General features: G+C 72.0%; 13 protein-coding genes. 8 read left to right on the forward strand and 5 right to left on the reverse strand.

The window, feature by feature from the left end:
• Positions 1–15: 15 nt before the first annotated feature.
• Positions 16–264, forward strand: a complete 249-nt coding sequence (locus ACFYW3_RS07195; protein WP_053677848.1) for an acyl carrier protein — start codon at positions 16–18, stop codon at positions 262–264.
• 79 nt (positions 265–343) lie between these two features.
• Positions 344–1609, forward strand: coding sequence for a beta-ketoacyl-ACP synthase II (gene fabF / locus ACFYW3_RS07200; protein ID WP_351751589.1), 1266 nt, complete (start codon positions 344–346; stop codon positions 1607–1609).
• An 82-nt stretch (positions 1610–1691) separates the two neighbouring features.
• On the opposite strand, the gene ACFYW3_RS07205 is transcribed toward fabF, so the two are convergent.
• Positions 1692–2186 (reverse strand): DUF3145 domain-containing protein, encoded by a 495-nt coding sequence (locus ACFYW3_RS07205; protein WP_053677844.1) that lies wholly within the window; start codon positions 2184–2186, stop codon positions 1692–1694.
• Between the two features lie 249 nt (positions 2187–2435).
• Here ACFYW3_RS07205 and ACFYW3_RS07210 point away from each other — a divergent pair, with 249 nt between their 5' ends.
• Entirely contained in the window at positions 2436–3332 is an 897-nt protein-coding gene (locus tag ACFYW3_RS07210) for an SGNH/GDSL hydrolase family protein (RefSeq protein ID WP_389385777.1), read from the forward strand.
• A 78-nt stretch (positions 3333–3410) separates the two neighbouring features.
• Here ACFYW3_RS07210 and ACFYW3_RS07215 read toward each other — a convergent pair whose 3' ends face one another.
• Positions 3411–5867 carry a glycoside hydrolase family 3 protein gene (locus ACFYW3_RS07215; protein ID WP_389385778.1) on the reverse strand — a complete coding sequence of 819 codons (2457 nt, stop codon included), beginning with the start codon at positions 5865–5867 and terminating at the stop codon, positions 3411–3413.
• A 169-nt stretch (positions 5868–6036) separates the two neighbouring features.
• Here ACFYW3_RS07215 and ACFYW3_RS07220 point away from each other — a divergent pair, with 169 nt between their 5' ends.
• The 4 genes from ACFYW3_RS07220 to ACFYW3_RS07235 all read left to right on the forward strand — a co-directional run bounded on the left by ACFYW3_RS07220 (position 6037) and on the right by ACFYW3_RS07235 (position 8866).
• A complete protein-coding gene (locus tag ACFYW3_RS07220) occupies positions 6037–6618 on the forward strand; it encodes a TetR/AcrR family transcriptional regulator (protein ID WP_351751594.1) in 582 nt (193 codons plus the stop codon).
• A gap of 66 nt (positions 6619–6684) precedes the next feature.
• Positions 6685–7398, forward strand: coding sequence for a carbon-nitrogen hydrolase family protein (locus ACFYW3_RS07225; protein WP_389385779.1), 714 nt, complete (start codon positions 6685–6687; stop codon positions 7396–7398).
• Complete coding sequence (locus ACFYW3_RS07230) at positions 7395–8039, forward strand: CatB-related O-acetyltransferase (RefSeq protein ID WP_389385780.1); 645 nt, start codon at positions 7395–7397, stop codon at positions 8037–8039. Before ACFYW3_RS07225 ends, ACFYW3_RS07230 begins: the two co-directional genes overlap by 4 nt.
• 107 nt (positions 8040–8146) lie before the next feature.
• Positions 8147–8866, forward strand: a complete 720-nt coding sequence (locus tag ACFYW3_RS07235) for an AraC family transcriptional regulator (protein ID WP_351751598.1) — start codon at positions 8147–8149, stop codon at positions 8864–8866.
• Here the strand turns inward: ACFYW3_RS07235 and ACFYW3_RS07240 are convergent.
• Complete coding sequence (locus tag ACFYW3_RS07240) at positions 8824–9216, reverse strand: winged helix-turn-helix transcriptional regulator (protein ID WP_389385781.1); 393 nt, start codon at positions 9214–9216, stop codon at positions 8824–8826. The genes ACFYW3_RS07235 and ACFYW3_RS07240 overlap by 43 nt on opposite strands.
• Before the next feature lie 96 nt (positions 9217–9312).
• Here ACFYW3_RS07240 and ACFYW3_RS07245 point away from each other — a divergent pair, with 96 nt between their 5' ends.
• Positions 9313–10212: an NAD(P)-dependent oxidoreductase gene (locus ACFYW3_RS07245; protein ID WP_389385782.1), complete on the forward strand. Its 900-nt coding sequence runs from the start codon at positions 9313–9315 to the stop codon at positions 10210–10212.
• 27 nt (positions 10213–10239) lie between these two features.
• On the opposite strand, the gene ACFYW3_RS07250 is transcribed toward ACFYW3_RS07245, so the two are convergent.
• Positions 10240–11085, reverse strand: a complete 846-nt coding sequence (locus tag ACFYW3_RS07250; protein ID WP_389385784.1) for an EI24 domain-containing protein — start codon at positions 11083–11085, stop codon at positions 10240–10242.
• A gap of 68 nt (positions 11086–11153) precedes the next feature.
• On the reverse strand, positions 11154–11576 hold the full coding sequence (locus ACFYW3_RS07255; protein ID WP_053677825.1) for an organic hydroperoxide resistance protein: 423 nt from the start codon (positions 11574–11576) through the stop codon (positions 11154–11156).
• Positions 11577–11602 lie beyond the last annotated feature (26 nt).

The raw sequence follows: 11602 nt of genomic DNA on the forward strand, positions 1-11602 counted from the left end.
AAGAAGGAGCGCCACATGGCCGCCACGCAGGAAGAGATCCTCGAAGGTCTCGCGGAGATCGTCAACGAGATCGCGGGCATCCCGCAGGAGGACGTCCAGCTCGACAAGTCCTTCACCGACGACCTGGACGTCGACTCGCTGTCCATGGTCGAGGTCGTCGTCGCCGCCGAAGAGCGCTTCGAGGTCAAGATCCCGGACGAGGACGTCAAGAACCTCAAGACGGTCGGCGACGCCGCCGACTACATCCTGAAGAACCAGGCCTGAGCCTGACGAGCGTTTGTCGCCACCTGGCGGTGGCGCCGTGACAATTCAGCACCCCCTGAGACGTGGAGAAAGAATTCCTGTGAGCCCGACCAATCGCACCGTGGTCGTCACCGGTATCGGCGCAACCACTCCGCTGGGTGGCGACAGCGCTTCGACCTGGGAAGGTCTGCTTGCCGGCCGTTCCGGCGTATCGCCCCTGGAGGGCGAGCGTTTCGCCGAACTGCCGGTCCGTATCGCCGCGCAGGCCGCCGTGGACCCGAGCGAGGTACTGCCCCGTCCGCTGGCCCGCAAGTTGGACCGCTCGGCGCAGTTCGCCGTCATCGCGGCCCGTGAGGCCTGGGCCGACGCGGGTTACACCGCCCCGGCCGGCGAGGACGAGTCCATCGAGCCCGAGCGTCTGGGCACCGTGATCGCCTCCGGTATCGGTGGCGTGACGACCCTGCTCGACCAGTACGACGTACTGAAGGAGAAGGGTGTGCGCCGGGTCTCCCCGCACACCGTCCCCATGCTCATGCCGAACGGCCCCTCGGCCAACGTCGGCCTGGAGGTCAACGCCCGCGCGGGCGTTCACACCCCGGTCAGCGCGTGCGCCTCGGGTGCCGAGGCCATCGGCTACGCCGTCGAGATGATCCGTACCGGCCGTGCCGACGTGGTCGTCGCCGGCGGTACCGAGGCTGCGATCCACCCGCTGCCGATCGCCGCGTTCGCCAACATGATGGCGATGTCCAAGAACAACGAGCACCCCGAGCAGGCCTCGCGCCCGTACGACAAGGCCCGTGACGGCTTCGTCCTCGGCGAGGGCGCCGGCGTCGTGATCCTGGAGTCCGCCGAGCACGCCGCCGCGCGCGGTGCGCGGGTGTACTGCGAGGTCCTGGGTCAGGGTCTGTCCGCGGACAGCCACCACATCGCGCAGCCGGAGCCCACGGGCCGCGGCGTCGCCGCCGCGCTGCGCAACCTGCTCGACAACACGGGTCTGGACCCGGCCGAGCTGGTGCACCTGAACGCGCACGCCACGTCCACCCCGCAGGGGGACACGGCCGAGCTGAAGGCCCTGCGCAAGGTCCTGGGCGACGACCTCGACCACATCGCGATCTCCGCGACCAAGTCGATGACCGGTCACCTGCTGGGTGGCGCCGGCGGCATCGAGACGGTGGCGACCGTGCTGGCGCTGTACAACCGGATCGCCCCGCCGACGATCAACGTCGAGGACCTGGACGACGACATCGACGCGGACATCGTCCGCGGCGAGCCGCGCAAGCTGCCCGTCGACGGTCCGATCTCCGCGATCAACAACTCCTTCGGTTTCGGCGGCCACAACGTCTCGCTGGCGTTCCGCTCCGTCTGAGTCGCGCGCACCACGTGAGAGGGGCCCCACCCGGCGGTTGCCGGGTGGGGCCCCTCTCACGTGTCGTCCGTGTGTCGCGGGGTCAGACCACCTGGTGGAGCCAGCGCACCGGAGCGCCCTCGCCGGCGTGGCGGAACGGCTCCAACTCGTCGTCCCAGGGCTTGCCGAGCAGTTTGGCGATCTCGGCCTCCAGGTCGGTCTCGCCGTGCGCGGACCGCACGAGGGCGGCACGCAGTCGGTCCTCGGGCACGAGGATGTCCCCGTGCATTCCGGTGACGGCGTGGAAGATGCCGAGTTCCGGGGTGGAGCTGTACCGCTCGCCCTCGGAGGTCGAACAGGGTTCGGCCGTCACCTCGAAGCGCAACAGGTGCCAGCCTCGCAGGGCGGAGGCGAGTTTCGACGCGGTGCCCGCTTCGGCCTGCCAGGAGAATTCGGCTCTCCAGGTGCCGGGTGAGGCGGGCTGTCTGATCCAGTCGAGGTTCACCCGCACCCCGAGTACGCCCGCAACAGCCCATTCCACGTGCGGGCAGAGCGCACGCGGCGCGGAATGCACGTACAGAACTCCACGTGTCGTCACCGGGACCTCCAGTGTGGGACGAGGTCGGGAATAAACTCCAGAAAACGGACAGTATGTGACGTGATGTAATTTACCGGAAATGATCTGACATTGCGTCGTGGGACGTGCGGCCGAAACGCCACGGGAAAAAGCTACCGTGCGCGGGGGGTCCCGGTGTGACGTACGGTCGCTCCAAACCCCGCGAACGCAGAGCATTCACTCAGCAGGACGCCCCGGAACGACACGGGGCGACAAGGGAGGGACCACCCGATGGGCACCACCGCTCCACGCCGTCGCGCGCGCAGGAAGCTGACGGGCGCGGTCGCGGCGGTCGCCGTGCTGGCCGGGGTGGTCACGGGGTGTGACGGCGGCGAGTCGGCGTCCGAGGGCGAGCGGGGGGCGCAGGCCGGTCCCCGCTGGAACACCGCGCCGACCTCGATCGCCGCCGTGGGCGACTCCATCACGCGCGGCTTCGACGCCTGTTCGGTGTTGGCGGACTGCCCGGAGGTCTCCTGGGCGACCGGCGACGACCCGGCGGTCGACTCCCTCGCCAACCGCCTCATCGGGGCCGCCGAGGCGCCCGCGCGCAGTTGGAACCTCGCGGTGACCGGCTCGCGCATGGCGGACCTGCCGGGGCAGCTGGCTTCGGCCGCCGCGCACAAGCCCGAGCTGGTCACGGTGATGGTGGGCTCCAACGACGCCTGCCGACCGCTGGCTTCGTCGATGACCTCGGTGGCCGACTTCCGGGCCGGGTTCGAGAAGGCGCTGGCCGGTCTGCGGACGGCGTCCCCGACCTCCCAGGTGTACGTCTCCTCGGTGCCGGACCTCCAGCGACTGTGGGAGCAGGGCAAGGACCTGCCGATGGTGCGCCAGATCTGGAAGCTGGGGATCTGCCAGTCGATGCTGGCCGATCCGCTCTCCCTGGCGACGGGCGCGACCTCGCGGCGGGAGGAGGTGCGGGCGCGGGTGGTCGAGTACAACGAGGTACTGCGCGAGGTCTGCGCGAAGGACCCGCTCTGCCGATACGACGGGGGCGCCGTGTTCCAGTACCCGTTCTCGGCCGAGCAGTTGAGCCGCTGGGACTTCTTCCATCCGGGGAAGAACGGGCAGGCTCGGCTGGCGGAACTCGCGCACCGACAGGTGACGGCGGCGAAGCCGCCGCGTTGACGGTTGGTACGGACCGGGGGCGGGGGTCAGGACCCGCCCCCGGTCCGGTTCATGGGTGGTTTCCGGCCATGTGGCAGGTCAGCGGACGTCGAGGGTGGCCGTGAGGCGGGTGTCGCCGTGCGCGTGGCTCGCGCGGACCTCGTAACGGCCGTCGATCCGCCGCCGGCCGCGCGTGTCCTCGTCCCAGATCTCGAAGGCCCGGGCGGGCAGCTCGATCTCCGTCTCGACGCTCTCGCCGGGGCCCGCCTCGACGGAGGCGAAGGCCGCGAGCCGGCTCGCGGGGCGCTCGACCGTGTCGGCGATCGGGGCGAGGTAGACCTGGACGACCTCGCGGCCGGTCCGGGTGCCGGTGTTGGTGAGGCGGACGCGGGCGGTGGTGCCGGTGACCTCCAGGGAGTCGTACGTCCAGTCCGTGTAGCCGAGGCCGTGGCCGAACGGGTAGGCCGGGGCCACGCCCCGGTCCTCGTACGCCTGGTAGCCGACGAGGAGCCCCTCGCGGTACTCCAACCTGCCGTCGGTCGGGGTCACCTCGGTGACGGGCGCGTCGGTCAGCGCGGCGGGCCAGGTGGTGGGCAGTCGCCCGCCGGGCTCCGCGTCCCCGAGGAGCACGTCGGCCAGGGCGGCGCCGCCCTCCTGCCCGGGGAACCAGGTCAGGAGCACGGCGGCCACGTCCGCGCGCCAGGGCAGCTCCACGGGGGAACCGGCGTTGACCACGACCACGGTGTTCGGGTTGACGGCGGCGACGGCCGCGACCAGGTCGTTCTGCCGGCCGGGCAGGGTCAGGTCCGTGCGGTCGAAGCCCTCGGACTCCACGCGTTCGGTGGTGGCGACGACCACCACGGCGGTGTCGGCGGCCCGCGCGGCCTCCACGGCCTCGGCGATGAGCTCGTCGGGGTCGCGCCGGGGGCCGAGGTGGAGCAGGGAGAACATGATCGCCTTCAGGGGCAGACCGGTGACGTCGGGGACCTGGAAGGTCAGCGACACCTCGACGGGCTCGCCCTCGGTCAGCGGGATCCGGGCGCGCTCGCTGGGCGCCCCGAAGAAGGCCTCGAAGGGGTCGGCCTCGTCGCCCATCTCCTGGACGCCCTCCCAGAGGGTGCGGCCGTCGACGGCGAGGGCGAAGGCGCCGAGCCCGCGGGTGCCGAAGGTGTGCTCGCCGCTCTCGCGCGGCAGGAACGTGCCGGTGACCTCGATGCTCGCCATCGTCTCGTACGTGGCGCCCTCGGGCAGGTCGTCGCCGATCCACTGGACCTGACCGGTGGGCAGGCCGCCCTCTCCCAGGACCGCTCCGGAGGCGTCGCGGCAGACGGCGCGCAGCGCGAAGCCCTTGTCGGCGGGGACGGGTTCCTCGGCGGGGTCGGCGCCGACGCGGAAGGTGAGCGCCCCGTCGGGGAGGGCCGCGGTGAGGCCGTCGAGCGGGGAGACGATCCGCTCGGGGAAGACGGTGGCGGAGCCGCCGCCGAGGACGCGGGCGTCGCGGGCGGCGGCTCCGAGGAGGGCGACGGTGCGGCCGGGGCGGGTGTCGAGGGGCAGCGCGCGCCGCTCGCCGGAGACGATCTCGTTGCGTACGAGGACGGTGCCGCGGGCGGCGATCTCGCGGGCCAGGGCCTGCCCGTCGATCGCGGTCGGGGGGTCGGTGACGACGGCGGGGGCGCCTTCCAGGAGGCCGACGCGGGCGGCGAGCCGCAGGACGTTGCGCACGGCGTCGTCGACGGCGGCCTCGGGGACCTCGCCGGCGCGGACGGCCTCGGCGAGGGCGGGTCCGTAGACGGTCCGCGGGCCGGGCATGGCCACGTCGAGGCCGCCGAGGATGCCGCCGGTGGTGGAGCGGGCGGCCATCCAGTCGGAGACGTTGACGCCGTCGAAGCCCCACTCGGCGCGCAGGACCTCGTTGACCAGGTACGTGTTCTCGGTCATCGACGTGCCGTTGACCCGGTTGTAGGCGGTCATGATGCCCCAGGGGCGGGCGTTGGTGACGATGTCCTCGAAGGGGGCCAGGTACAGCTCGCGCAGCGGGCGGGGCGCGATGACGCAGTCGACGGTGAAGCGCTCGGTCTCGGCGTCGTTGCCGACGAAGTGCTTGACGGTGGTGCCGACGCCGCCGTCCTGGACCCCGTTGACGTAACCGGTGCCGATGACGCCGGTGAGGTACGGGTCCTCGGAGTAGCACTCGAAGTGCCGGCCGCCGAGCGGGGAGCGGTGCAGGTTGACGGTGGGGGCGAGCAGGACGTGGACGCCCTTGCGGCGGGCCTCTTGGGCCAGGAGGCGGCCGGCGCGGCGGGCGAGGGCGGGGTCCCAGGTGGCGGCGAGCGCCGTCGGGGACGGCAGGGCGATGGAGGGGTCGTCGGCGGTCCAGCGCACGCCGCGCACCCCGATGGGGCCGTCGGACATGACCAGGGAACCCAGGCCGATCTCCGGGAGGGCGGGCAGCGACCACATGTCCTGACCGGCCAGGAGCCGGGTCTTGGTGTCGAGGTCGAGCTTGTCGAGTGCGGCTTCCGCGGTGTCGTGGCGGACCTGTTCGGCATCGGTCACGGCCGAGCCTCCTCATCGGGTGCGGGGTGCGGCGTGGTGCGGTGACCCCATCGTGGACCTGCTACCTGGTGAACGGTAGGGTTCGTTACATTCTTGTGATCCGACCTTGTCGGGCGCGGATCGCGTACGGTCCTGCGGGCAGGGGTGTGACGCGGAGGGAGTGCCGGCCATGGTCAGGGCGAGGAGCGAGGAACGGCGCGGCGACATCGTCCGCGCGGCGGTCGAGGTGATCGCCGAACGCGGGTACCGGGGAGCGTCCCTGGGCGCCGTGGCGGAACGGGTGGGCCTGACCCAACAGGGCCTGCTGCACTACTTCCCGACCAAGGAGGCGTTGCTGGTCGCGGTGCTGGAGGAGCGCGACCGCTGGGACACCGGCGGCGGCTCGCGCGCCTCCGCGGACACCTGGCGACTGGACCTGCTGGCCTCGCTGGTGGACTACAACGCGATGCGCCCGGGCATCGTGCAGACCTTCTCGGCGCTGCTGGGCGAGAGCGTCACCGACGGGCACCCCGCCCGGGAGTTCTTCACCGAGCGGTACGCGCAGGTCCGGGGCGAGATGGCCGCCGTACTGCGGGCCGAGTTCGGCGACCGGCTGCCCTCGGGCCTCACCCCCGAGCAGGCGGCACCCCTGCTCACGGCGGTGATGGACGGGCTCCAGTACCAGTGGCTGCTCTCCCCCGAGTCGGTGGACATGCCGGCCGCGTTCCGCTCGTTCCTGACGCTGCTCCGGGCCGCCCCCGAGGCGCCGTAGCGACCCGCACAGGGACCCGCACGGCCCAGCCGGACGGGGTGAAGGCCAGGCCGGCATGCTGAGCGCATGAGGATAGCCGCAGCCCAGATGACCTGCGTCCCGGCCGATGTCGACGCCAACTCCGCGAAGGCCGCCGCCCTCGCGGTCGCGGCCCGCGACCAGGGCGCCGAACTCGTCGTCCTGCCCGAACTGGCCCTGACCGGCTACGAGATCGAGGCCCTGACCGCCGACCCCGGGCTGTGGCTGACGGGACCCGACGATCCGAGACTGGACCCCCTGCGCTCCGCCGGGATCGCCACCGCGGTCAACGCCGCGCTGCGCACCGACGGGCCGCTGCCGGCCATCGCGACCCTGGTCCACGACGCGGACGGCGCGCACGTGACGACGTACGCCAAGCAGCACCTCTTCGAGCACGAACGGGACGCCTTCGCGCCCGGTACCGTCGACGGCCGCTTCGAGCTCGGCGGGATCCGCTTCTGCCTGGGCATCTGCTTCGACAACCACTTCCCCGATCTGCCCGGCCGGGGCGCGGCCGACGGCTGCGCGGTCCATCTGGCGAGCTCCCTCTACGGAACGGGCGCCGGGGTCGCGGAGCGGACCACCGTGTATCCCGGGATCGCCAAGGAGCACGGCCTGTACGTGGTCCTCGCCAACCACGTCGGACCCGCCGGCCCGTGGACGGGCTGCGGCGGGGCGGCCGTCTGGGCCCCGGACGGCTCGACGGTGGTCGAGGCCGACGACCACACGCAGGGCGTGGTGACGGCGGAGGTGCCGGCATGAGCCCCCTCCCGCCCGACCCGTCGGTGCTGCACCCCGTGGCGGGGCAGCCGCGGGTGGTTTTGCTCCGGCCGTTGGTGACGTCCCCGCTGATCGAGGTGGGCGACTACTCGTACTACGACGACCCGGACGACGCGACGGCGTTCGAGACGCGCAACGTGCTCCACCACTACGGGCCGGAGCGGCTCGTCATCGGGAGGTTCTGCGCGCTGGGCACCGGTGTGCACTTCCTCATGAACGGCGCCAACCACCGGATGGACGGGCCCTCGACGTTCCCGTTCCCGATCATGGGCGGCGCCTGGGCCGACCACTTCGACCTGATCACCGACCTGCCGGGGCGCGGGGACACCGTGGTGGGCAACGACGTCTGGTTCGGGCACGGCGCCATGGTGATGCCGGGTGTGCGGATCGGCCACGGCGCCGTGATCGCCTCCGGCGCGGTCGTGGTGGACGACGTCCCCGATTACGGCATCGTCGGCGGCAATCCGGCCCGGTTGATCCGCTCCCGGTACGAGCCGGCGGACGTCGCCCGGCTCCTCGCGATCGCCTGGTGGGACTGGCCGGTCGAACACCTCACCCGGCACGTGCGGACCGTCATGTCGGGCAGTGTGGACGCGCTGGAGGCGGCCACCCCACCCTCATGACTACTTAGGCTACCCTTACCTTCTTTGGCGGGGGTCGGTGCCGGGTGGCACCGCCCACACTGGGGGGTCACGGCGCAGTGGCGGCAGACCGGTCGGAGGAGCAGACGGTGGACGAGGACTTCATCGCGGCGGGCGGACACCCGCCCCACGTCCACGCGTTCCACCAGTTCCTGTACGTGCCGATCGGGCGGATCGTCGTCACCGCTTGCGAGCGGGAGCACGAGCTGACCCCGTCCGTGGCCCTGTGGATACCGGCCGGGGTGTGGCACAGCGCCCGCTTCGACAGCGACTCGGTGATCGCGGTCGAGGGGTTCGACGCCGGCCTGCACGCGTTGCCGTACACCGAGGCGACCACCGTCAACGCGACCACCGAACAGCGCCGGTTGCTGCTGGCCCGGATGCGCAGTTCCGAGGTGTCCGAGGACGATCCGGCGGTCTTCGCCGCCCTCTGCGCGGCCCACCGCGACTGCCTCCCGCTGCCCCAACCGACCAGCCGGGCCGCCGGGGCCGTCGCCCGGGAACTCGCCCGCACCCCCGCCGACCCGCGCACCGCGACGGAGTGGGCAGAGGACCTGTACACCAGCTCGACGAGCCTGCGGCGGGCCTTCCGTACGGAGACGGGCCTGGCCTTCTCCGAGTGGCGGACCCGGCTGCGGCTGAACCACTCGCTGGAACTGCTGGGGCAGGGCCACCTGGTGAGCGTGGTCGCCGCCCGGGTCGGATTCGTCAGCACCAACGGCTACATCCTGGCCTTCCGCCGCCACTTCGGGCAGACGCCCGGCGCCTACACCAAGCGCTCGGTCGACTCGTACGCCGCGGTGGGCTGATCGGCCGGTCCCGTCGGCGCGGGGGCGGGGAGCAGGTGCCTGCCGCCCCATGCGCCCAGCGGGGCCAGGGCCTCGTTCAGTTCCCTGCCGAGCGGGGTCAGCGAGTACTCCACCCGGGGCGGCACCTCGTCGTAGACCTCGCGGTGCACGATCCCGTCCGTCTCCAACTCCCGCAGTTGCGCGGAGAGCACCTTCTCCGAGACCCCCGGGACCAGCCGGCGCAGTTCACCGAAACGGCGCGGGCGCTGCTCCAACTCCCACAGCAGGGAGACCTTCCACTTGCCGTCGATCACGGACATCGCCGCGGCGATCCCGCAGTGATCCGCCCCGGGCCTTCGTGTCATCGCCATCGCGCACCCCTCCCACCTGTTCGCTCACCTCGGGGTAACCACCCACTCCGAAGTGCGTACTTGAGCGTCTCACGGGCTGCGACCAGGCTGAACGTCATGACCGACAACCTCGTGAAGACACCGCTCACCCTCCTCGGACTCGGCGACATGGGCACCGCCCTCGCCCGTACCTGGCTGGCCGCCGGGCACCCCCTGACCGTCTGGAACCGCACCACCGCCAAGGCGGAGGCCCTGGCCGCCGAAGGCGCGCGCGTCGCCGCGACCCCCGCCGAGGCGGTCGCCGCGAACGAACTGGTCGTCCTGTGTCTGTTGGACGACGCCTCCGTCGGCTCGACCCTCGACGGGGTCGACCTCAGGGGCCGGGACCTGGTCGACCTCACCACCGGGACCCCCGCGGAGGGTCGCTCGCGCGCCGCCTGGGCCGAGGCACGCGGGGCCCGGTTCATCGACGCGGGGATCATGGCCACCCCGTCGATGATCGGCGTCCCGGAGGCCGGCGGTTACGTCTTCTACAGCGGCTCCCGGCCCCTCTTCGACCGCCACAGGGCGACGCTGGAGGTACCGGCCGGGTCCCGCTTCGTCGGCGAGGACCCGGGGCACGCGGCCCTGCACGACGTGGCGTTGCTCAGCGCGATGTACGGGTTGTTCGCGGGGATCTCGCACGCCTACGCCCTGATCGAGGGCGAGGACGTCGCCCCGAAGGACCTGGCGCCGCTGCTGTCGCAGTGGCTGGGCGCGATGGGCTTCTTCGTGGGCAACGCCGCCGAGCGGTTGACCTCGGGGGACTTCACCACCGAGGTGGTGTCGAACCTGTCCATGCAGGTCACCGCGAGCGGGACCCTGCTGCGCACGGCCGCGGAGCAGGGGGTCGACGCCGGGCTGATCACCCCGTACCTGGACCTGATGCGCGAGCGGTTGGCGGCCGACCCGGCGCACGCGCTCGAGGACACGGCCGGGGCGATCACCCTGCTGCGCCGCCGGGCCGGCCGGAACTGACGCGGGGCCCGGGGCGAGCGCGGCCGTTCAGGAGTAGGCGGGCGGCGGCGGGCCGAAGCCGGTGGCCTGCGGCGCCGGGGGGCCCTGGACGGGTTCGTCGGGGTCGGCTCCCCCGTCGGGGCCCTCGGGGTCGGTGTCCGCGCCCACGATGTCGCGGGCCATCAGGGTCGCCCCGGCCACGGCGCCCGGCATCAGGAACACGGCGACCAGCGGGACGAGGAACGCCAGCACCAGCGGGACGCCGAAGCCGAGCGCCATCGCGCGCCGGGCCCGCAGCAGGACCAGTTGCTCGTCGAGGTCGACGCGGCGGCGCTGAAGGGCGACCGAGGTGAGCTCCTGGGTGAGGAAGTAGCCGGAGACGCAGAACCCGATCGCCGGGACCACGGTCTGCCCGAGCACCGGGATGAACCCGAGGGCGAACAGCAGGATCCCGTACAGCACCACCCGGCCGAGCAGGCGGACGCTGTCACGCGCGGAGATCCACAGGTCCAGCCACAGGCTTCGGCCGGACTCGGGGACCTCGCCGCCCTCGGTCCGGTCGACCTGCTCGGACAGGGACTCGTAGAAGGGCTGGCCGACCAGCAGGGTCACGGCGGTGAAGGTGACCACCGCGAGGAAGAGTCCGAGGCTGAAGACCAGCGCGGTCAGGAAGCCGCGGAACAGGCTCAGCCAGGGCGAGCCCCAGTCGTCGGCGAAGGGCGTCAGCCAACCGACGAGGTCGTCGGCGCCGTATCCCAGCCCGATGAGGGCGCCCACGTACAGCACGAGCGCGACCAGTCCCGGCAGCAGGCCGACGCCGAACCACCGTCCGTGGCCGAAGACCCACCGTTGTCCGGCGAGCAGGTACCGGAATCCCCCCGCGAAAGCACTCATGCGCGCAGTTTACGGCGAAGGCCGCGCCCCCTTGAGGGGCGCGGCCTTCGCGACGAGCGGGTGCGGGATCAGACGGCCAGCTCGACCGTGATGTTGCCGCGGGTCGCCTTGGAGTACGGGCAGACCTGGTGGGCCTTCTCGATGAGGTCCTTGGCGGTGGCGGCGTCCACGTTCGGGATCGACGCCGAGATCTTGACGATCAGGCCGAAGCCGTCGTCGTTCTTGCCGATGCCGACCTCGGCGGTGACGGTCGAGCCGGAGATGTCGGCGTTCTCGTTCTTGGCGACGACACCCAGGGCGCCCTGGAAGCAGGCGCTGTAGCCGGCGGCGAACAGCTGCTCCGGGTTGGTGCCGGCGCCGCTGCCACCGAGTTCCTTCGGCGGGTTCACCACGACGTCGAGCTTGCCGTCGTTGGTGGCGACGCGGCCGTCACGGCCGTTCTCGGCGGTGGCGACAGCGGTGTACGCGACATCGGACTGCTGGATGGACATGTAAGAAGATCCTCCTGGTAATCGCC

The organism is Streptomyces sp. NPDC002602, assembly GCF_042889445.1.
Taxonomy (GTDB): Bacteria; Actinomycetota; Actinomycetes; order Streptomycetales; family Streptomycetaceae; genus Streptomyces.

Bases quoted from the DNA above. Each gene is read 5' to 3' on its own strand.
- ACFYW3_RS07195 (WP_053677848.1), top strand. From the start codon at position 16: ATGGCCGCCACGCAGGAAGAGATCCTCGAAGGTCTCGCGGAGATCGTC.
- ACFYW3_RS07210 (WP_389385777.1), top strand. From the start codon at position 2,436: ATGGGCACCACCGCTCCACGCCGTCGCGCGCGCAGGAAGCTGACGGGC.
- ACFYW3_RS07220 (WP_351751594.1), top strand. From the start codon at position 6,037: ATGGTCAGGGCGAGGAGCGAGGAACGGCGCGGCGACATCGTCCGCGCG.
- ACFYW3_RS07225 (WP_389385779.1), top strand. From the start codon at position 6,685: ATGAGGATAGCCGCAGCCCAGATGACCTGCGTCCCGGCCGATGTCGAC.
- ACFYW3_RS07230 (WP_389385780.1), top strand. From the start codon at position 7,395: ATGAGCCCCCTCCCGCCCGACCCGTCGGTGCTGCACCCCGTGGCGGGG.
- ACFYW3_RS07240 (WP_389385781.1), bottom strand. From the start codon at position 9,216: ATGGCGATGACACGAAGGCCCGGGGCGGATCACTGCGGGATCGCCGCG.
- ACFYW3_RS07245 (WP_389385782.1), top strand. From the start codon at position 9,313: ATGACCGACAACCTCGTGAAGACACCGCTCACCCTCCTCGGACTCGGC.
- ACFYW3_RS07250 (WP_389385784.1), bottom strand. From the start codon at position 11,085: ATGAGTGCTTTCGCGGGGGGATTCCGGTACCTGCTCGCCGGACAACGG.
- ACFYW3_RS07255 (WP_053677825.1), bottom strand. From the start codon at position 11,576: ATGTCCATCCAGCAGTCCGATGTCGCGTACACCGCTGTCGCCACCGCC.